The organism is Cryobacterium sp. TMT2-42-4 (genome assembly GCF_004402645.1).
Lineage (GTDB): Bacteria > Actinomycetota > Actinomycetes > Actinomycetales > Microbacteriaceae > Cryobacterium > Cryobacterium sandaracinum.
This window is the reverse complement of record NZ_SOFT01000048.1, coordinates 20,340-39,708: the sequence shown is the minus strand read 5'-3', so window position 1 is coordinate 39,708 and position 19,369 is coordinate 20,340. Positions and strand designations below refer to the sequence as shown.

The 19,369-nt window shown below is 68.6% G+C and carries 18 protein-coding genes; 14 read left to right on the top strand and 4 right to left on the bottom strand.

Annotated features, from left to right (window positions below):
* Window positions 1–16: 16 nt before the first annotated feature.
* Window positions 17–628 carry a methyltransferase gene (locus tag E3O18_RS15340; RefSeq protein ID WP_134418457.1) on the bottom strand — a complete coding sequence of 204 codons (612 nt, stop codon included), beginning with the start codon at window positions 626–628 and terminating at the stop codon, window positions 17–19.
* A gap of 41 nt (window positions 629–669) precedes the next feature.
* Between E3O18_RS15340 and hflX the strand changes: the two genes are divergently transcribed.
* The 3 genes from hflX (at window position 670) to metE (ending at window position 5,758) form a co-directional block, all read left to right on the top strand.
* A complete protein-coding gene (gene hflX / locus E3O18_RS15335; RefSeq protein ID WP_134394623.1) occupies window positions 670–2,208 on the top strand; it encodes a GTPase HflX in 1,539 nt (512 codons plus the stop codon).
* A gap of 215 nt (window positions 2,209–2,423) precedes the next feature.
* Entirely contained in the window at window positions 2,424–3,419 is a 996-nt protein-coding gene (locus tag E3O18_RS15330) for a methylenetetrahydrofolate reductase (RefSeq protein WP_134394621.1), read from the top strand.
* Window positions 3,416–5,758 (top strand): 5-methyltetrahydropteroyltriglutamate--homocysteine S-methyltransferase, encoded by a 2,343-nt coding sequence (metE, locus tag E3O18_RS15325; protein WP_134394619.1) that lies wholly within the window; start codon window positions 3,416–3,418, stop codon window positions 5,756–5,758. Before E3O18_RS15330 ends, metE begins: the two co-directional genes overlap by 4 nt.
* Before the next feature lie 207 nt (window positions 5,759–5,965).
* Here metE and lexA read toward each other — a convergent pair whose 3' ends face one another.
* Window positions 5,966–6,670: a transcriptional repressor LexA gene (lexA, locus tag E3O18_RS15320; protein ID WP_104101199.1), complete on the bottom strand. Its 705-nt coding sequence runs from the start codon at window positions 6,668–6,670 to the stop codon at window positions 5,966–5,968.
* Between the two features lie 283 nt (window positions 6,671–6,953).
* On the opposite strand from lexA, the gene E3O18_RS15315 reads away from it, so the two are divergent.
* From E3O18_RS15315 to E3O18_RS15280, 8 genes are all read left to right on the top strand, one after another.
* A complete protein-coding gene (locus tag E3O18_RS15315) occupies window positions 6,954–7,310 on the top strand; it encodes a LysM peptidoglycan-binding domain-containing protein (protein ID WP_134394617.1) in 357 nt (118 codons plus the stop codon).
* 40 nt (window positions 7,311–7,350) lie between these two features.
* Entirely contained in the window at window positions 7,351–8,439 is a 1,089-nt protein-coding gene (locus E3O18_RS15310; protein WP_134394615.1) for a histidinol-phosphate transaminase, read from the top strand.
* Window positions 8,440–8,465: 26 nt separating this feature from the next.
* Entirely contained in the window at window positions 8,466–9,089 is a 624-nt protein-coding gene (gene hisB, locus E3O18_RS15305; RefSeq protein WP_134394614.1) for an imidazoleglycerol-phosphate dehydratase HisB, read from the top strand.
* Window positions 9,086–9,718, top strand: coding sequence for an imidazole glycerol phosphate synthase subunit HisH (hisH, locus tag E3O18_RS15300; protein ID WP_134394612.1), 633 nt, complete (start codon window positions 9,086–9,088; stop codon window positions 9,716–9,718). The genes hisB and hisH overlap by 4 nt, the downstream gene beginning before the upstream one ends.
* Before the next feature lie 57 nt (window positions 9,719–9,775).
* Window positions 9,776–10,522, top strand: coding sequence for a bifunctional 1-(5-phosphoribosyl)-5-((5-phosphoribosylamino)methylideneamino)imidazole-4-carboxamide isomerase/phosphoribosylanthranilate isomerase PriA (gene priA, locus E3O18_RS15295; protein ID WP_134394610.1), 747 nt, complete (start codon window positions 9,776–9,778; stop codon window positions 10,520–10,522).
* A complete protein-coding gene (locus E3O18_RS15290) occupies window positions 10,506–11,306 on the top strand; it encodes an SseB family protein (RefSeq protein ID WP_134394608.1) in 801 nt (266 codons plus the stop codon). The genes priA and E3O18_RS15290 overlap by 17 nt, the downstream gene beginning before the upstream one ends.
* A 191-nt stretch (window positions 11,307–11,497) precedes the next feature.
* Window positions 11,498–16,213 carry an ATP-dependent helicase gene (locus tag E3O18_RS15285; RefSeq protein WP_134418456.1) on the top strand — a complete coding sequence of 1,572 codons (4,716 nt, stop codon included), beginning with the start codon at window positions 11,498–11,500 and terminating at the stop codon, window positions 16,211–16,213.
* Complete coding sequence (locus tag E3O18_RS15280; RefSeq protein ID WP_134394604.1) at window positions 16,206–16,985, top strand: DNA-formamidopyrimidine glycosylase family protein; 780 nt, start codon at window positions 16,206–16,208, stop codon at window positions 16,983–16,985. The genes E3O18_RS15285 and E3O18_RS15280 overlap by 8 nt, the downstream gene beginning before the upstream one ends.
* Before the next feature lie 223 nt (window positions 16,986–17,208).
* Here E3O18_RS15280 and E3O18_RS15275 read toward each other — a convergent pair whose 3' ends face one another.
* Window positions 17,209–17,478, bottom strand: coding sequence for a hypothetical protein (locus E3O18_RS15275; protein ID WP_134394602.1), 270 nt, complete (start codon window positions 17,476–17,478; stop codon window positions 17,209–17,211).
* Window positions 17,479–17,503: 25 nt separating this feature from the next.
* Complete coding sequence (locus E3O18_RS15270) at window positions 17,504–17,851, bottom strand: DUF1844 domain-containing protein (protein WP_134394600.1); 348 nt, start codon at window positions 17,849–17,851, stop codon at window positions 17,504–17,506.
* A gap of 286 nt (window positions 17,852–18,137) precedes the next feature.
* Here E3O18_RS15270 and infC point away from each other — a divergent pair, with 286 nt between their 5' ends.
* From infC to rplT, 3 genes are read left to right on the top strand one after another with little or no spacing between them, the layout of a single operon-like run.
* Window positions 18,138–18,764: a translation initiation factor IF-3 gene (gene infC, locus E3O18_RS15265; RefSeq protein WP_104101226.1), complete on the top strand. Its 627-nt coding sequence runs from the start codon at window positions 18,138–18,140 to the stop codon at window positions 18,762–18,764.
* Entirely contained in the window at window positions 18,757–18,951 is a 195-nt protein-coding gene (gene rpmI / locus E3O18_RS15260; protein ID WP_104101228.1) for a 50S ribosomal protein L35, read from the top strand. The genes infC and rpmI overlap by 8 nt, the downstream gene beginning before the upstream one ends.
* A gap of 27 nt (window positions 18,952–18,978) precedes the next feature.
* Window positions 18,979–19,365 (top strand): 50S ribosomal protein L20, encoded by a 387-nt coding sequence (rplT, locus tag E3O18_RS15255; RefSeq protein WP_104101231.1) that lies wholly within the window; start codon window positions 18,979–18,981, stop codon window positions 19,363–19,365.
* Window positions 19,366–19,369 lie beyond the last annotated feature (4 nt).

Sequence of the window (19,369 nt, the reverse complement as noted above, 5' to 3'; positions counted from 1 at the left end):
TGGGCCGCGACGCGGCCTAGTCCTGGCGTTTCACCCGCAGGACCCGGAAGCCCTTGCTGATGGAGTGCCGTGAGGTGCTGAATTCGGCGGGCAGGTCGCCGTCGAGCCAGCGCTGCAGGGAGTCAGAGCCGAGGTTGCGCTGCACGACGAGCCAGGCATCCGAACCCGGCTCCAGGCGCGGCAGCCAGGTACGCAGCATGGTGTGCAGTTCGGTTTTGCCGACCCGGATCGGGGGATTCGACCAGATGGTGCGGAACGTCACGTGGGCGGGCATCTGATCGGGCAGCACCGCGGTGATGTTAGTGAGGCCGAGCTTCTGCGCGTTCAGCCGCACCAGGTCGAGCGCCCGCTCGTTGACGTCGACGGCCCAGATCGTGGCGCGGGGTGAGGCGAGGGCCAAGTGCAGGCCGATCGGACCCCAGCCGCAGCCCAGGTCGAGGAAATCGCCGCCGGGCGGCGGAGTCGGCGCGTTGTTCAAGAGCACCTGGGTACCGGTGTCGATGTGCTCCGGGCTGAAGACCGAATTGGCTGTGGTCAGCTCGCGTTCTTGGCCTCCCAATCGAACGGTCACCTGGCGGAGTTTCAGGGTGCTGTCGGGTGCCGGGGTGAAGTAGTGGTCGGAAGGCATAGAGGGAACTTACCGTGCATCGAGGAACTATTGTTAAAGGAATGACTGAGTCACATCTGCCCGACGACACCGACGACGTGGTCGCCCGCGTTCTTGCCAGCGCTGACAGCAAGGCTGCCGGCTATTCACTGTTCCGCAGCGGGTCGGCGCAGGCTTTGCAGGCCGAATCCGGCCCGTCGCACGACGACGAGGGTCACGACGGCGTGCAGCAGGACCGCGAGGACCGCAACGCGCTGCGCCGCGTGCCCAGCCTCTCCACCGAACTCGAGGACGTCACCGAGGTCGAGTACCGCCAGCTCCGGCTGGAGAACGTTGTTCTGATCGGCCTGTACACGCACGGGACCGTCGCGGACGCCGAGAACTCCATGCGCGAACTCGCCGCTCTGGCCGAGACCGCCGGCGCCACCGTTCTCGACGGCCTCATGCAGCGCCGGGCGAAGCCGGACGCCAGCACCTACCTCGGCAAGGGCAAGGCCGAAGAGGTGGCCGGCATCGTCAAGGCGATGGGCGCCGACACCGTCATCGCCGACACCGAGCTGGCGCCCAGCCAGCGGCGCGCACTCGAGGACGTCGTCAAGGTGAAGGTCATCGACCGCACCGCCGTGATCCTCGACATCTTCAGTCAGCACGCCAAGAGCCGCGAGGGAAAGGCCCAGGTCGAACTCGCCCAGCTCGAATACCTGCTTCCCCGCCTGCGCGGCTGGGGCGACTCGATGTCCCGCCAGGCCGGAGGCCAGGTGGGCGGCGCCGGTGCAGGCATGGGTTCGCGCGGCCCCGGCGAGACCAAGATCGAGCTGGACCGCCGGCGCATCCACACCCGGATGTCTCGCCTCCGCAAGCAGATCCTCGAGATGAAACCCGCCCGCGAGGCCAAGCGGGCCAACCGCAAGCGCAACGCCGTGCCATCCGTCGCCATCGTCGGTTACACCAACGCCGGCAAGTCGAGCCTGCTCAACCGCATCACCCGGGCCGGCGTACTCGTCGAGAACTCCCTGTTCGCCACCCTGGACGCCACGGTGCGCAAGTCCACGACGGCCGACGGGCTGCTCTACACGCTGACGGACACCGTCGGGTTCGTGCGGAACCTGCCCCACCAGCTGGTGGAGGCGTTCCGGTCCACCCTCGAGGAGGTCGCCGACGCCAACGTGATCGTGCACGTCGTCGACGGCTCGCATCCTGACCCGGCGAGCCAGCTTGCCACAGTGCGCGAGGTCATCGCCGAGGTCGGTGCCCGGGAGATCCCGGAGGTCGTCGTCTTCAACAAGAGCGACCTGATCAGCGATGATGACGGGCTCGTGCTGCGCGGACTCTGGCCGAAGGGCATTTTCGTCTCGGCCCGCACCGGCGAGGGCATCGAGGAACTGCTCGCGACCATCTCGGACCTGCTGCCGCGGCCGTCGATCAGGCTTGAGTTACTCGTCCCCTACGAGCGGGGCGACCTGATCGCGGTGCTGCACGATCAGGGCACGGTGCTGTCCACCGTATACGCCGAGACCGGCACCCGGGTTACGGCTCTGGTGACTGATGAGATCCGGTCGCTGTTCGAGCCGTTCGCCGTGCCGCCGGCCGTCACCGGCTGACCGCCGCCGGCTGACGACATATTCGGTCACGGACCTGCCGGGCATCGGGCGTGCTTGTTAGAGTCTTCTCAATCGTTGCCTCCGGTCTCCTGGCCGGCGGCATGGAGCGACAGCCGAGCCCGGCACCCGCCCGCGAACGCCCGCCTGGCTTGCCGGGCGGTCCGCGGCCGCCCGGCCCCCAGTGCCTGACACTGGCAACTGTCGAATGAGGAGCAATGCCCCACACCTCGGACCCTGCGTGCCGGAAGATCCCGTTCTCATTCGAGTTGTATCCGCCCACATCGGATGCCGCCACCTCCGTGCTGCACGCCACCATCGAGCGGCTGGCCGCGGCCGGCCCGGAATTCATCGCGGTCACCTACGGTGCGAACGGCTCCTCCCGGCGCTCCTCCCTGGACGTGCTCACCCACATCCTGCGCACCACCACCGTGGACCCGTTGGCCCACCTCACCTGCGTGGGCTCGTCCAACGCGGAAGCCAGTCAGCTGATCCGGGAGTTTCTGGACGCCGGGGTGCGGAGCTTCCTGGCCCTGCGCGGCGACCCGCCGGAAGGCATTCGGGAGGGTGAGGCCTTCCTCGGCGACCTGGGCAGCGCCGCGGAACTGGTGCAGCTGATCCACCGGGTGCAGGCCGAGCGGGTGCCGTACCGCGAGGCCGTGATCCCGGGACTCCCTGCCGCCCGCACAATCAAGCGGGAACGGGAGAAGGTACGCATCGCCGTGGCCGCCTTCCCGAACGGCCACCCGCGCTCCCGGTCCGCCACCCAGGACATCGACACGCTGCTGGCCAAGCAGGCCGCCGGCGCCAACCTGGCGATCACGCAACTCTTCTTTCACGCCGACCACTACCTCAGCTTCATCCTGCGAGCCCGTGCCGCCGGGGTCGAATTCCCGATCCTGCCCGGGATCATGCCGGTCACGAGCCCGGCCCGCCTGCGCCGCATCCTCGAGTTGTCCGGCGAGGAACTGCCGTCCGAGCTGGCGATCGCGCTCGAGGTGGAGCCGACGAAGGAAGGCCAACGTGAGATCGGCATCCGTCAGGCCACCGAACTTGCCCGGGAACTCATCTCCGGCGGTGCCCCCGGGCTGCACCTCTACGCCTTCAACCAGCACGAGACCGTGCTCGCCGTGCTCGACGGCTGCGGTCTGCTCACCCCCACCCTGCCATCGTCCGCACTGCCTGCCCCTCACCCCGTCAAGGAGAACCCATGACCAACTCTTCCACGTTTCCCGACTTTCCCGCCGGCACCATCCTGGGCTACCCGCGCATCGGGCCGCGCCGCCAACTGAAGAAGGCCGTCGAAGCGTTCTGGGCCGGATCGGTCAGCGCCGACGAGCTCGAGGCGACCGCGGCCGTCCTGCGCCAGGGCACCCGAGAGCGCCTCGTGCAGCTAGGACTCGGCCGGGACGACTCGTCCATCCCGGAATCGTTTTCCTACTACGACCAGATGTTGGATGCCCTGTGCACGGTGGGCGCCGTCCCCGCCCGGTTCGCGCATCTCCGGGGCGAGGACGGCCACCTCGACCTGGCCGGCTACTTCACCCTCGCCCGCGGTGAAGGTGAGCATCCGCCGCTGGAGATGACCAAATGGTTCGACACCAACTACCACTACCTGGTGCCGGAGATCGGCCCCGAGACCGAGTTCACCCTCGCCGGCACCCGGCTGGTGCGCGAGTTCGAGGAGGCGAAGGCGGCCGGATTCCTGACCCGGCCGGTCATCGTCGGCCCGGTCACCTTCCTGCTGCTGAGCAAGCCCAGCAACGAGGCCCCGACCGGATTCAGTCCGCTTGACCGCCTCGACGACCTTGTGCCGGTCTACGCCGCCCTCCTGCAGCGGCTGCGCGCCGCCGGAGCCGAATGGGTGCAGCTCGACGAGCCTGCCCTGGTCAGTGAGAGCATCGACACCCCGAGAACGGATGCCCTCGCCGGCCTCCGCTTCGCCTACAACACCCTCGGCGCCCTCGCCGAGCGCCCCGCATTGTTCGTCGCCGCGCCGTACGGCAGCCTCGACGACGCCCTACCCGTTCTTGCCATCACCCCGGTGGAAGCCATCGGGCTCGACCTCGTGCGGGGAAGCGTGCCGGCGGAGACCCCCGGACTGGACACGACCACTCTCGTAGCCGGCATCATTGACGGCCACAATATCTGGCGCGGCGACCTGGCCGCCGCCTTCGACACGGCGGCCGGCCTGGTCCGCCTCTCGCCGCGGATCTCGGTTTCCACCTCAACCTCGCTGCTGCACGTTCCCCACGACATCGACGACGAATCGGCGCTGGACGACGACCTGAAGAGTTGGCTCGCCTTTGCGGACCAGAAGGTCGCGCAGGTTGCCACACTCGCCCGCGGCCTCAGTCTGGGTCGCCGTGCCATCGAGACCGACCTCTCTGCGGCGTCCGCGGCCCTCGACGCGCGGAGGGTGGCTCCCGGAGTCCGCGATGGCGCCGTTCGGGTTCGCGCCGACGCGCTCACTTCGGGCGACTTCACCCGGGACGCCTACGCAGCCCGAGTGGCAGCCCAGGAGATTGCCCTCGGGCTGCCGTTCCTGCCGACAACCACGATCGGATCCTTCCCGCAGACCGGGGACATCCGTCGGGCCAGGGCGCAGCTGGTACGGGGGGTGCTGAGCACCGCGGACTACCGGGACCTGATGCGCGCCGAAATCCGTCGCGTCGTCGCGCTGCAGGAGGACATCGGCCTCGACGTGATCGTGCACGGGGAGCCGGAACGCAACGACATGGTGCAGTACTTCGCCGAGAACCTTGACGGATTCGCGGTCACCGAGAACGGTTGGGTGCAGTCCTACGGCAGCCGGTGCGTGCGCCCGTCGATCCTCTGGGGTGACGTGTCCCGACCGCGGCCCATCACGGTCGAGTGGTCAGCGTTCACGCAGGGTCTGACGCCCAAGCCCGTCAAGGGGATGCTCACCGGTCCGGTCACGATCCTCGCGTGGTCGTTCGTGCGCGACGACCAGCCGCTCGGCGAGACGGCCAGGCAGGTGGCCCTGGCCCTGCGGGACGAGATCGCCGACCTGGAGACGGCCGGCATTCAGATCGTCCAGGTCGACGAGCCCGCGCTGCGGGAGCTGCTGCCGCTGAAGCAGAAGGACCAGGCGGAATACCTCGACTGGTCGGTGGGGTCCTTCCGCCTGGCGACGGCCGGTGCGGCCGCGGCCACCCAGATCCACACCCACCTCTGCTACTCGGAGTTCGGGGTGGTCATCGACGCGATCCGCAACCTGGACGCGGATGTGACCAGCATCGAGGCGGCACGCTCCCGCATGGAGGTGGTGGGCGATATCCGGTCCCAGGGCTTCGATCACGGTATCGGCCCGGGAGTGTGGGACATCCACTCGCCGCGTGTGCCGAGCGTGGCCGAACTCACCGACCTGCTCGAGCGCGCCGCGGCGGCCATCCCGGCCATCCGGCTCTGGGTGAACCCCGACTGCGGCCTCAAAACCCGCGGCTACGCCGAAACCGTCCAGTCCCTGCACAACATGCTCGCTGCGACCCGCATCCTCCGCGCCCGCCTGACCTCCTCCGTTTCCGCCTGACCCTGCCTCCACCCACACAAAAGCCGGGCACGACACCAAAACCAGTGTTCGTGCCCGGCCCACAAGACCCGGCCCACAAGACCCGGCCCATAAGGCCCGACCGAAACAACCATGGCGACTCAACACACGCGCGTCACCACGACGTTGGTCGAAACCGTCGAGACCAAGAGTCGGCCTGAAGTGCTAATGAACTTCAGTGCTGTTGCCCTAAACCGACCGCAGCACGGCCACAACCTTCCCCAGAATCTCGGCGTGATCGCCGACGATGGGTTCGAAGTTGGTGTTGCGGGGCAGTAGCCAGGTGTGCCCGTCGCGCTGGCGGAAGACCTTGACGGTTGCCTCGTTGTCGAGCATGGCAGCAACGATTTCACCGTTTTCGGCGGTCTTCTGCTGCCGCACGACGACCCAGTCGCCGTCCATGATGGCGGCGTCGATCATCGATTCGCCCGACACCTTGAGCATGAACAGGTCGCCCTTCCCCACCAGCTGGCGGGGCAGCGGGAAAATCTCGTCGATCTGCTGTTCGGCGGTGATCGGGATGCCGGCGGCGATGCGACCGACGAGCGGAACCATGGCGGCGTCGCCGACCTGCACTCCGGTGTGGAAACTTTCCGAGGCTCCGGCCGTCGTGTCTTCGGGCGACTGCGGAATCTCGATGAGCACCTCCAGCGCTCGGGGGCGGTTCGGGTCGCGGCGGAGGTAACCGCTCAGTTCCAACTGGTTGAGCTGGTGGGTGACGCTCGACAGTGACGACAGGCCGACGGCGTCGCCGATCTCCCGCATGCTCGGCGGATAGCCGCGTTGGCTGACCGAGCGTTGGATGACGTCAAGGATGGCGAGCTGCTTCTCGCTGAGGCTCTTGCGCCGTCTGGTGCCGCCCTTGTCGCGGGGACCGCTGGTGTTCTGTGCCACGTTCGTCGCTCCTCGTTGTGATTGATGCGCTGGCGGCACGCATCGAATGCCGCCGATTCACGCGAATGTCGGGGGTGCCTGATTGAGTGTCAATCAACAATCGAAACTGTATCCGCGTTGAGGCCATTAAACAAACATGTATTCGATTGGGTCGGGATGAATATTTCAGAAACTACCGAAAAAAGCTTGATTGTTCGAATAATCGAATATACATTCGGAACATAAGTTCGCATCCGGCTCTCCCGGCCGAGAGTCGGATGCGGCTTCTCACAGGAGGTATGACATGAGCACTGCACTTGAACGAGGCGTCCCCATCACGACCGGACGCACCCGGCTCCGACTCACCCGGCGCGGTCGCGTCGTTTTCACGTGCCTGGCTGCCTTTCCGCTCGTGGCCGTGGCTCTGGCCGTCGCCCTCAACGGAGGCATTGCCGCCGCCGAGAACTCGACCGTCGGTCGCGTGGCCACGGCCTTCGACTACGTCACCATCAAGTCGGGGCAGTCGCTCTGGCAACTTGCCGAGACAATTGCGCCCACGGCCGATCCGCGCGAGGTGATCGCCGAGATTGTGAGCCTCAACCAGCTGCCGTCCGACAGCGTGCAGCCCGGTCAGCGGCTGGCACTTCCGAACGACCTGTGAACTACCCGCAACGAGTCCCCGCCGGTCTCACCCCGGTAACATGGGGGGAGTGACCAGTCTCAACGATCTGCCCCTTCGCGATAATCTGCGCGGACTCACCCCCTACGGGGCGCCGCAGTTGCACGTGCCGGTGGCTCTCAACGTGAACGAGAACACCCACGGCATCCCGGCTGAGGTGGCGCAGGACATCGTGGCGGCATTGGCTGTGGCGGTCACGACCGTGAACCGATACCCCGATCGGGAGTTCACCGAGCTGCGGGATTCCCTCGCCCGATATCTCGGTCACGGCCTCACTCGAAAGAACATCTGGGCCGCCAACGGATCCAACGAGGTTCTTCAGCAAGTGCTGCAGGCCTTCGGCGGCCCGGGTCGGTCCGTTCTCGGCTTCGCACCGACCTACTCCATGTACCCTTTGCTCGCCTCCGGCACCGGTACCCGCTGGATCGCGGGCGGTCGTGACGCCGAGTTCGAACTCTCCCCGGCAACGGCGGTGGAGTGGGTCGACCGGGTTGCCCCTGACCTCGTCTTCCTCTGCTCGCCGAACAACCCCACCGGCACGCCCCTGTCCCTGGAAACGATCGCGGCCGTCTACGACGCGACCGACGGCATCGTCGTCGTCGACGAGGCATACGCCGAGTTCGGGACGGATGACGCGCCGACCGCCCTGAGCCTGCTGCCCGGCCGGGAGCGCCTGCTGGTGTCCCGCACCATGAGCAAGGCGTTCGCCTTCGCGGGTGTGCGCGTCGGCTATCTGGCCGCCGATCCCGCCGTGACGGATGCCCTCCGCCTGGTTCGTCTGCCCTACCACCTGTCCGCGCTCACCCAGGCTGCCGCGGTCGCCGCCCTCGTCCACACGCCCGCGATGCTCGCCATGGTCGACGACATCCGCGGGCAGCGGGACCGCATCGTGAGCGAACTGGCCCGGCTTGGCTACTCTCCGCTGCGCAGTGCGAGCAACTTCGTGTTGTTCGGCGGCGTCGAGGACCCTCGGGCCACCTTCGAGGCGCTGCTGGCGGAAGGCATCCTCGTGCGCGACGTCGGAATCCCGGGCCACCTGCGGGTCAGCGCCGGCACCGAGTCCGAGACGACGGCGTTCCTCGACGCTCTCGAGGCGCTTGGGCGGCCGTGAACGGCTCGGGCCAATAAACTAGCCGTATGAGCTTCTCTTTCGCGACCACCTCGCCCCGTTTTGCCCACCTGCAGCGCGAGACCAGCGAGTCGAGCATCGACCTGTCGCTCAATCTCGACGGCACCGGTGAGTCGGACATCCAGACGTCGGTCCCGTTCTTCGATCACCTGCTCACGGCCTTCGCGAAACACTCGTTGACCGACCTCACCGTGCGCGCCCGCGGTGATATCGAGATCGATGTGCACCACACGGTCGAGGACGTCGGTATCCTGCTCGGCCAGGCGATCAAGCAGGCTCTCGGGGACAAATCCGGCATCTCCCGCTACGGTGACGCCCTCGTGCCGCTCGACGAGGCCCTCGTGCAGGCCGTCGTCGACATTTCCGGGCGCCCCTACCTCGTGCACCAGGGCGAGCCGGCCGGTTTCGAGTTCCACCTGATCGGCGGCCACTTCACCGGCTCCATGGTGCGCCACGTATTTGAGGCTATCGCCCTCAACGGTGGCCTCACGGTGCACGTCACCGTGCAGGGCGGCCGCGACCCCCACCACATCGCCGAAGCCGAATTCAAGGCCTTTGCCCGAGCGTTCCGCCAGGCGAAGGCGCTCGACCCCCTGGTGTCCGGCGTGCCCTCGACCAAGGGTGCGCTGTGACCAGCGTCGTTGTCTTCGACTACGGCACCGGAAATGTGCACTCCGCCGTCAAGGCACTCGAACTTGCCGGGGCCGAGGTGACGCTGACCAGCGACCGCCGTCAGGCGCTTGAGGCCGACGGGCTCGTCGTGCCCGGCGTGGGCGCGTTCAGCGCCGTCATGCAGGCCCTGAAGGCGGTGCACGGCGACGAGATCATCGACCGCCGGATCGCGGGCGGACGCCCGGTGCTGGGCATCTGCGTGGGTATGCAGATCATGTTCGAGCACGGCGTCGAACGCGGCGTGGACACGGAGGGGCTGGGCGAGTGGCCCGGCACCGTGACGCAGCTGACGGCGCCGGTGCTGCCACACATGGGCTGGGACACGGTCACGCCGGGGGAGGGCTCGATGCTGTTCCATGGCCTTGAGCAGGAGCGCTTCTACTTCGTGCACTCCTACGCCGCCCAGGAATGGTCCCTCGACGTCATGCCGCCGTTCCCGAAGCCGATTCTCACCTGGTCCGAGCACGGACAACCTTTCCTGGCCGCCATCGAGAACGGACCGCTTACCGCCACCCAGTTCCACCCGGAGAAATCCGGTGAGGCAGGCATCCGTCTGCTCCATAACTGGCTCGGCACCGTCAAGAACTGACCGTGACTTTTCCCTGACTGACCTGGTCGCCGCGACCACTCCCAACCGAGGACACCCATGACTGTGAATACCCCTTCCCTCCGTCTCGTTCTGCTGCCCGCCGTGGATGTGGCCGACGGCAAGGCCGTTCGCTTGACCCAGGGCGAAGCCGGCACCGAGACCAACTACGGCGACCCCGTCGACGCGGCACTTGACTGGGCCCGCCAGGGCGCCGAGTGGATCCACCTCGTCGACCTCGACGCGGCCTTCGGTCGCGGCAACAACACGGATGTCATCCGCACCGTGATCCGCGAGGTCACGGGCGTGAAGATCGAGCTCTCCGGCGGGATCCGCGACGACGCGTCGCTGGACGCGGCCCTGAACGCGGGCGTCAGCCGGATCAACCTGGGCACCGCGGCACTGGAGAACCCGGAGTGGGCGGCGCAGGTCATCGCCCGGCACGGGGACGCCGTCGCCGTCGGGCTCGACGTGCGCGGAACCACCCTCGCCGCCCGCGGCTGGACCAGGGAGGGAGGGGACCTCTGGGAGGTGCTCGCCCGTCTCGAGGAGGCTGGCTGCTCGCGCTACGTCGTCACCGATGTGACCAAGGACGGCACACTGCAAGGCCCCAACATCGACCTGCTCCGCCAGATGATGGAGCGCACCGATCGACCGGTCGTCGCCTCCGGCGGCATCTCCAGCCTCGACGACCTCCGCGCATTGCGCGAACTCGTGCCGCTCGGACTCGAGGGCGCGATCGTCGGAAAAGCCCTCTACGCGGGGGCGTTCACCCTGGGCGAGGCGCTGGATGTCGCGGGCGCGTAACCTCGGCTCCACCGGCCTTCCCGGCGGACCCGGAGGGGGAGACTCCGCCGGGCAGCCGTGGGAGGGACGACAGTTTGAGCCCAACATGCACAGCGACGACGACGGGCTCGCGCCCGAGCCGCTCCTGGCGGCCGTGCGCCGCTTCCAGGCTCGGGAGGCCGGCGAAGAGACGGTGGTCGACGCCATCCGTGGCTCGCGGCTGCTCGTTCCCCTGGTGACCGAACTCGGCCAATCGGGCACCACCGAGGCCGGCCTCCGCGTCGACAAGACCCAGGAACTGTCGATCATCACCGTGGCCGGGCCCGACGGACGCACGGTGCTTCCCGTGTTCACCTCGGTCGCTGCGATGACGGCGTGGAACACGCAGGCCCGGCCGGTCCCGGCCGACGGCGTGCGCGTCGCGCTGGCCGCGGCTCAGGAGAACACCGATCTGGTCGTGCTCGATCCGACCGCGCCCACCGAGTTCGTGGTGCGGCGCCCGGCCCTGTGGGCCATCGCCCAGTCCCTGCCCTGGACCCCCAGCTATGCCAGTCGCGACGTCGCGGATGCCTTCGCCGACTCCGTGGCCACCGAACTGAGTGTGCTCGGGGTTGAACTGGCCCCCGGCGACCCGGCCGCCCGCCTCGCCGGACCGGAACTGATTGTACGTCTCGAGCTCATGGATGGCCTGACCCGCACCGAGCTCGACGCGACCCTCGCCCGGCTCGCGGCCCGCTGGTCATCGAGCGACGTCATCGCCACCCAGGTGGACTCTCTCACCGTGCAGCTGCTGCCCTCCGCCTAGGCGGTCTCTTCCATCGTCGGCGGTTCCGGGCCCCGCGTTCCGCGCTCCGCCCCCGCGTCCGCCACGAACGAATACGACGGAGATTGTGGCCAAATCGGTTCTGGATGTCCGGGAAACCCCGGTTTAGATTCATAATCTCCGTCGAATTGGTTCGAGTGGCCCGGCTCAGGCGGATCGACGAGGATAGTCGTATGAACGAGGTTCTGCACCGATTCACCCCGGCCACCCGCGCCTGGTTCGCGCAGGCCTTCGCCGCACCCACCGAGGCCCAGCTCGGGGCGTGGGACGCCATCTCTCGGGGCTCACACGCGCTGGTGGTGGCCCCCACCGGATCAGGTAAGACCCTCGCCGCGTTCCTCTGGGCCATCGACCGCCTGGCCGCGGATACTGTAGAGGCCGCAGATGTCTCGGAAGCCTCGGCGCGTCCTGACCGGTTCACCGCGCCGGGAACCCGCGTGCTCTACATCTCGCCGCTCAAGGCGCTGGGCGTCGACGTGGAACGCAACCTGCGGGCCCCGCTGGTGGGCATCGTCCAGGCTGCCGAGCGCCTCGGGTTCGCCCCGCCCCGGGTGACCGTCGGCGTGCGGTCGGGGGACACCCCGGCCACGGAACGCCGAAGCCTGGTCAAAACGCCGCCGGACATCCTGATCACCACGCCAGAATCGCTGTTCCTCATGCTCACCTCGGCGGCGCGGGAATCGCTGCGCGCCGTGGACACGGTCATCATCGACGAGGTGCACGCGGTCGCGGCGAGCAAGCGCGGCGCGCACCTGGCCGTCTCACTGGAACGGCTCGACGACCTGCTCGCCCGCCCGGCCCAGCGAATCGGACTGTCGGCTACCGTGCGACCGGCCGCCGAGGTCGCCCGGTTCCTTGGAGGTTCCGCACCGGTAGAGATCGTCGCACCGGTGTCGACCAAACGATTCGACCTCAGCGTGGTCGTTCCCGTCGACGACATGAGCCAGGTCGGCCCGGCACCGGTGCGGGAGGGTTCGACGGCCGCCGCCGCCCCACAGACCGGGTCCATCTGGCCGCATGTGGAAGAGGCAATCGTCGACGAGGTGCTGGCGCACACCTCCTCGATCGTGTTCGCCAACTCCCGCCGGCTGGCCGAACGGCTGACCGCGCGCTTCAACGAGATCTACGCCCAACGCCTCGAGGACGAGCCCGTGCCCGCGATGCCGGCCGTGATGACCGAGCGGATGCCTGCCCTCGTGCCCGTCGGCACTGCGGCACCCGGCCCGCCGGCCGCGCTCATGGGCGCCAGCGGCCAGAGCGCCGGGGCCGAGCCGCTGCTTGCCCGCGCGCACCACGGCTCCGTCAGCAAGGAGCAGCGCGCACTGATCGAAGACGACCTCAAAGCCGGGCGGCTGCGCTGCGTGGTGGCGACGTCCAGCCTCGAACTCGGCATCGACATGGGCGCCGTCGACCTGGTCGTGCAGGTGGAATCGCCGCCGTCCGTGGCCAGCGGGCTGCAGCGGATCGGCCGGGCCGGGCACCAGGTGGGGGAGGTCTCCCGGGGCGTGATCTTCCCCAAGCACCGGGCCGATCTCATCCATGCGGCCGTTGCCGCCGAGCGCATGGCCGCCGGACTGATCGAATCACTGCAGGTGCCGTCCAACCCGCTCGACATCCTCGCCCAGCAGACCGTGGCGGCGACCGCCCTTGAACCCATCCACGCGGAGGAGTGGTTCGACACCGTGCGCCGCAGCGCCCCCTTCCACGCCCTCCCGCGGTCGGCCTACGAGGCCACCCTCGACCTGCTTGCCGGCCGGTATCCCTCCGACCAGTTCGCCGAGCTGCGCCCCCGCATCGTCTGGGACCGGGAGACGGGCATCCTCACCGGGCGCCCGGGCGCGCAACGGCTCGCGGTGACCAGTGGCGGCACGATCCCCGACCGCGGCCTGTTCGGCGTCTTCATGGTCGGCGGCGACCAGGCCACCGGCCGCCGGGTGGGGGAGCTCGACGAGGAGATGGTCTACGAGTCCCGGGTCGGCGATGTCTTCGCCCTCGGCACGACGAGCTGGCGTATCCAGGAGATCACCCACGACCGGGTGCTCGTGCTGCCCGCCTTCGGTGAACCGGGGCGGCTGCCGTTCTGGAAGGGCGACGGCCTCGGCCGGCCCGCCGAGCTCGGTGAGGCGATCGGCGCGTTCCTGCGCGAGGTCTCGGCGCTCCCCGACCCGGAGGCCCGGGTGCGCTGCCGGGCCGGCGGCCTCGACGAGCGCGCCGTCGACAACCTCCTGGCCTTCCTCGCCGAGCAGCGCGCCGCGACCGGTCAGGTCCCGACCGACCGCACCCTCCTCGTCGAGCGGTTCCGAGACGAGCTCGGCGACTGGCGGGTGGTGCTGCACTCCCCGTTCGGCCTGCAGGTGCACGCGCCCTGGGCCCTCGCCGTGGGCGCCCGGGTGCGGGAGCGCTACGGGCTCGACGGGGCCTGCGTGGCCAGTGACGACGGCATCGTCGTGCGCATCCCCGACACCGAGTCCGACCCACCCGGAAGCTCCCTCTTTGTCTTCGACCCGACCGAGCTCGAACAGATGGTCACCGACGAAGTCGGCGGGTCGGCTCTGTTCGCCGCCCGGTTCCGCGAGTGCGCCGCGCGGGCCCTGCTGCTCCCGCGCTACAACCCGGGTCGGCGGTCGCCGCTCTGGCAGCAGCGCCAGAAGGCCGCGCAGCTGCTCGACGTGGCCCGCACCTTTCCGACCTTCCCGATCATCCTCGAAACCGTGCGCGAGTGCCTGCAGGACGTCTACGATCTGCCCGCTCTCCTGGCCCTCACCCGCCGCATCGACAGTCGCGCCCTGCGCCTGGTCGAGACCCAGACGGATGCCGCGAGCCCGTTCGCGAGCACCCTCCTCTTCGGCTACGTGGCCGCGTTCATGTACGAGGGAGATTCCCCGCTCGCCGAGCGGCGCGCCACCGCCCTCTCGCTCGATTCCAGCCTGCTGGCCGAGTTGCTCGGTCGGGTGGAGCTGCGCGAGCTGCTCGACCCGGCCGTGATCCTGCAGACCGACCTGGAACTGCAGCGGCTGCCGGCCGACCGGAAGGCGCGCGGAGTCGAGGGCATCGCGGACCTGCTCCGCGGCCTCGGTCCGCTCACCACGGCGGAGGTGGCCGCCCGCCTCGACCCCGCCGTGTCACCGGGCGCCGCCGAGGGCCTGCAGGTGCTTTTCGACGCGCGGCGCATCATCCCGGTCGGTTTCGCCGGGCAGCAGTGGTGGGCGGCCATCGAAGACGCCGCCCGGCTTCGCGACGCCCTCGGCGTCCCCCTGCCGCAGGGGGTCCCGGCCGTGTTCACCGAGCCGGTGCCGGACCCGCTCGGCGACCTGGTCAGCCGGTACGCACGCACCCACGGCCCGTTCACTCTCACCGACGTGGCCGCGCGCTTCGGGCTCGGCCCGGCCGTGGCGCTCGTCGCCCTCCGGCGCCTGGCCGGGGCCCGCCGCCTCCTCGAGGGCGAGTTCCGGCCGCACGGCACCGGCAGCGAGTGGTGCGACGCCGAGGTGCTGAGGCGCCTGCGCCGCCGCTCCCTGGCCGCGCTCCGGCACGAGGTCGAGCCGGTCGACCAGGTCACAATGGGCCGGTTCCTGCCGGCCTGGCAGCATGTGGGCGGGCGCCTGCGCGGGATCGACGGGGTCGCATCCGTGATCGAACAGTTGGAGGGGGCGCGCATCCCGGCATCCGCCTGGGAGACGCTTGTGCTGCCCTCCCGCGTCGCAGACTACCGGCCGGGCATGCTCGACGAGCTCACCAACACGGGCGAGGTGCTCTGGGCCGGCGCCGGCACGCTGGCCGGTAATGACGGCTGGATCAGCCTGCACCTGCGCGACACCGCGCCGCTCACCCTGCCGCTGCCCACCCCGCTGGAGACGACTGCGCTCCAGCAGGAGATTCTGACCACCCTGGCCGGCGGCGGGGCCTTCTTCTTCCGTCAACTCGCGGATGCCGTCGGCAGCCAGGACGACGCCGGCCTCGCCGCCGCCCTCTGGGACCTGGTCTGGGCTGGACTGGTGGGCAACGACACCTTCGCCCCCGTACGCGCCCTGCTCTCCGGCGGGCGCGCGGCGCACAGCACCCGCCGGGCCACCCCGCGAGCCCGGCTGCACGGCGGCCGCATCCCCGCGCGTGGCACCCTCCCGTCCCGCACCGGGCCACCGACCGTCTCCGGGCGCTGGTCGATCGTTCCGGTCGCCGATGACTCGCCCACCCGCCGGGCGCACGCCCTTGGCGAAACCCTGCTCGAACGCTACGGCATCGTCACCCGGGGCGCGGTGATGGGGGAGGGCGTGACGGGCGGCTTCGCCCTCGTCTACCGCACCCTCAGCGGCTTCGAGGAGATGGGGCGGTGCCGGCGCGGCTACTTCATCGAGGGTCTCGGGGCCGCCCAGTTCGCCACGGTCGGCACGATCGACCGGCTGCGCTCCTACGTCGCCGAGGCACAGCATCCGAAACCGGAGGCGATCACCCTCGCCGCTACCGACCCGGCCAACCCCTACGGCTCCGTGTTGCCCTGGCCTCCGCTGCCCGAGGGCACCGGGCACCGCCCCGGACGGAAGGCCGGCGCGCTGGTCGTGCTCGTCGATGGGGCCCTGGTGCTCTACGTCGAACGCGGCGGCAAGACCGTGCTCGCGTTCGACGGAGCGGCCGGGAACGGAGCGGCCGGGAACGGAGCGGCCGGGAACGGTGCCGACGGGAACCGTGAACCCGCCGTCGAACATTGCGAACCGACTGCGGTCCTGACCCTCGCCGCCGCGACCCTTGCCGGCACGGTCACCGCGGGGCGGGTTCCGAAGCTCGGCGTGGAGACCGTCAACGGCGTGTTCGTGATCGGAACAGCGGTGGGCACCGCCCTGCTCGCGGCCGGATTCGGCGTCACCCCGCGGGGAGTGAAGCTGCATGCCTGAGGGTGACACCGTCTACCGCACCGCGTGGAACCTCGACCAGGCCCTGCACGGCGCCCGGCTCACCCGCTGCGACGTGCGGGTGCCGGCGTTCGCCACCGTCGACCTGACCGGGCAGATCGTGCACGAGGTTCTCAGTCGCGGGAAGCACCTGCTGATGCGCGTGGGGGAGGCCAGCATCCACTCTCACCTGAAAATGGAGGGGTCGTGGCACCTCTACCGTCATGGGAGCGCCTGGCGCCGGCCCGCGTTCCAGGCGCGCATCGTTCTCGAGACGGTGGACTGGGTGGCTGTAGGCTTCGAACTCGGGCTGCTCGAGGTGGTGCCGCTCAATCAGGAGGCCGCCCTGCTCGACTACCTCGGGCCTGACCTGCTCGGCCCCGACTGGGATGCGGCCGAAGCCGTGCGCCGCCTCCAATCACGCCCCGCGCAACCCATCGCCGTCGCGCTCGCCGACCAGGGCAACCTTGCCGGGCTCGGCAACGTTTACGTGAACGAACTGGGCTTCCTTCGCGGCCTGCTGCCGACCCGGCCGGTGGCCGAGGTGACGGATGTCCCGGGTCTCGTCGCTCTCGCTCGCCGCCTGATCCTGGCGAACCGTGACCGCACGGAGCGGATCACGACCGGCAATGCCCGGCGCGGCATGCAGAGCTGGGTCTACGGCCGCGCCGGCCAGCCCTGCCGGCGCTGCGGTACCGCGGTCGAGCAGGGCCGGCTCGGCCGCACCGAGCTCGAACTGCGGGTCACCTACTGGTGCCCGCGCTGCCAGACCTAGGGGCGTGTGTGTCCGAACGACCGTGGACGTGGCCAACTCAGGACATCCGTCGTCATCGGTCACCGGCCGCCACGGACCAGTGCGGAACCGGCGCCGATGCCCGGCCGAACCGGACGGATCTCCTGAGTTAGCCACGACGTCCGGCGGACGCGCAGCAGCGGTCGTGCGGTCCGGGTACCCACCACTCGCTGCGCCCGGCCAGGACACGGTGCCGGGACACGCCCTACGGCATCGGGTTGTCGCCGACGTCGTCCTCGTCCAACGCCGCGAGGGCGTCCTGGCCTGCCCAGACGTTGCTGAGCACCGTGACCAGCAGAAAGACGGCCACGAGAAGCGGCCACAGCACCCACCGGGGGATCACGTCTATCCAGGTGAGAACAAGCGTGATCGCATAGGGCACCATCACGCCCCACATGAATCGCCGACGGGCCGGTGTGGCCCGTTGCGCGACACCGGCATCCTTTCGAAACGGAAACAGCAGTCTCAGATCCATGGCGATCCCCCCGCAGCCGTTCGCGCTAGTTGACCGGCCCGGTGAACTTTTCGCCCGGACCCTGGCCGATCGCGTCGGGGATGGCCGAGGCCTCTCGGAACGCCAGCTGCAGCGACCGCAGACCGTCGCGCAGGCTGCGCGCGTGCATGTCGGCGATGTCGGGGGCCGCGGCGGTGATCAGGCCGGCGAGGGCCGTGATCAGCTTGCGTGCCTCGTCGAGGTCGGTCTGGTTCTTCGGGTCGTCGGCCAAGCCCACCTTGACCGCGGCGGCGCTCATCAGGTGAACGGATGCCGTCGTGATGATCTCCACGGCCGGCACGTCGGCGATATCGCGTGTTGCCTGGGCTGCATCCTGCTCATTGCTGTTGGTCACTGCATTCCTCTGTTAGACTCGACCGGGCTCCGAGATGCAAGTCTCGGTACGAAAGTGGATAATCTCCCACCCGCGCATACCGCTTCATCAAGGTTACCGGGTAGTTGCACTCCGCCTTCGCGGCGCTGGACTCCGACAGGAATCCGCTCCACGAGGGTAGACAGGGTGTCGTCTGTGATGTTCGGGCAGTTTTCTCCGACAATCCAGACGCGGTTTTCCTCTCTTCGTCTCCGGGCGACATCCGTCTCCTGGCTGTAGCCACGATGCATGAGAAGAGGAGAGACGCATCAGCGATCCCCGTACAAATGACCGTATCCGCGTCCCCGAAGTCCGTCTCGTTGGTCCTAACGGCGAGCAGGTAGGGGTCGTGGCCATTGATGTTGCGCTGCGCCTTGCACAGGAGGCCGATCTTGACCTCGTCGAGGTTGCACCGACCTCGAAGCCGCCCGTTGCCAAGATCATGGACTACGGCAAGTTCAAGTACGAGGCTGCGCAGAAGGCCAAGGAGGCCCGGCGCAACCAGGCGAACACGATCCTGAAAGAGGTTCGTTTCCGTCTCAAGATTGATAAGCACGACTACGAGACCAAGCGCAAGCGCGCCGAGGGCTTCCTGAAGGCCGGTGACAAGGTCAAGGCCATGATTCTGTTCCGTGGCCGTGAACAGTCCCGTCCCGACCAGGGCGTACGTCTGCTCCAAAAATTTGCCGAGGATGTCGCCGAGTTCGGTTCCGTGGAATCGAGCCCGACCATCGACGGTCGAAACATGGTCATGGTCGTTGGCCCGCTGAAGAACAAAGCGGAAGCCAAGGCCGAGATCAACGCACACAAGGCTGCCGATCGGGCAGAAAAGGTTGCCGACAAGGCTGACAAAGTTGCTGATAAGGCAGCGAAACTGGAGGAAAAAGATGCCTAAGATGAAGACCCACTCCGGGACGAAGAAACGCTTCAAGGTCACCGGCTCCGGCAAGATCATGAAGCAGCAGGCCGGCCTGCGCCACAACCTCGAGGTCAAGAGCACCCAGCGCAAGTCCCGCCTCAACCACGACCAGGTGCTGGCCAAGGCCGACACCAAGGTCATCAAGAAGCTTCTCGGTCGCTAGACCCGTACCCCGTAAGGAACTAAGAAAATGGCAAGAGTCAAGAGGGCCGTAAACGCCCATAAGAGCCGTCGCGTTATTCTCGAGCGCGCCAAGGGTTACCGCGGTCAGCGCTCGCGTCTGGTCACCAAGGCCAAGGAGCAGCTCACTCACTCCTTTACCTATAGCTACCGTGACCGTCGTGCACGCAAGGGTGACTTCCGTCGCCTGTGGATCCAGCGGATTAACGCTGCGTCCCGCGCGAACGGCCTGACCTACAACCGTCTGATCCAGGGTCTCGCCCTGGCCGGCATCCAGGTCGACCGTCGCATCCTGGCCGAGCTGGCCGTCAACGAGCCCGCCACGTTCGCGGCCATCGTCGAGAGCGCCAAGGCAGCACTGCCCGCCGACACGTCGGCACCCCGGGTCGCCGCGTAGCGTT

Bases quoted from the DNA above. Each gene is read 5' to 3' on its own strand.
- E3O18_RS15340 (WP_134418457.1), bottom strand. From the start codon at position 628: ATGCCTTCCGACCACTACTTCACCCCGGCACCCGACAGCACCCTGAAA.
- hflX (WP_134394623.1), top strand. From the start codon at position 670: ATGACTGAGTCACATCTGCCCGACGACACCGACGACGTGGTCGCCCGC.
- rplT (WP_104101231.1), top strand. From the start codon at position 18,979: ATGGCAAGAGTCAAGAGGGCCGTAAACGCCCATAAGAGCCGTCGCGTT.
- E3O18_RS15330 (WP_134394621.1), top strand. From the start codon at position 2,424: ATGCCCCACACCTCGGACCCTGCGTGCCGGAAGATCCCGTTCTCATTC.
- E3O18_RS15310 (WP_134394615.1), top strand. From the start codon at position 7,351: ATGGGGGGAGTGACCAGTCTCAACGATCTGCCCCTTCGCGATAATCTG.
- E3O18_RS15275 (WP_134394602.1), bottom strand. From the start codon at position 17,478: ATGGATCTGAGACTGCTGTTTCCGTTTCGAAAGGATGCCGGTGTCGCG.
- E3O18_RS15285 (WP_134418456.1), top strand. From the start codon at position 11,498: ATGAACGAGGTTCTGCACCGATTCACCCCGGCCACCCGCGCCTGGTTC.
- E3O18_RS15315 (WP_134394617.1), top strand. From the start codon at position 6,954: ATGAGCACTGCACTTGAACGAGGCGTCCCCATCACGACCGGACGCACC.
- E3O18_RS15290 (WP_134394608.1), top strand. From the start codon at position 10,506: ATGTCGCGGGCGCGTAACCTCGGCTCCACCGGCCTTCCCGGCGGACCC.
- priA (WP_134394610.1), top strand. From the start codon at position 9,776: ATGACTGTGAATACCCCTTCCCTCCGTCTCGTTCTGCTGCCCGCCGTG.
- E3O18_RS15280 (WP_134394604.1), top strand. From the start codon at position 16,206: ATGCCTGAGGGTGACACCGTCTACCGCACCGCGTGGAACCTCGACCAG.
- hisB (WP_134394614.1), top strand. From the start codon at position 8,466: ATGAGCTTCTCTTTCGCGACCACCTCGCCCCGTTTTGCCCACCTGCAG.
- metE (WP_134394619.1), top strand. From the start codon at position 3,416: ATGACCAACTCTTCCACGTTTCCCGACTTTCCCGCCGGCACCATCCTG.
- rpmI (WP_104101228.1), top strand. From the start codon at position 18,757: ATGCCTAAGATGAAGACCCACTCCGGGACGAAGAAACGCTTCAAGGTC.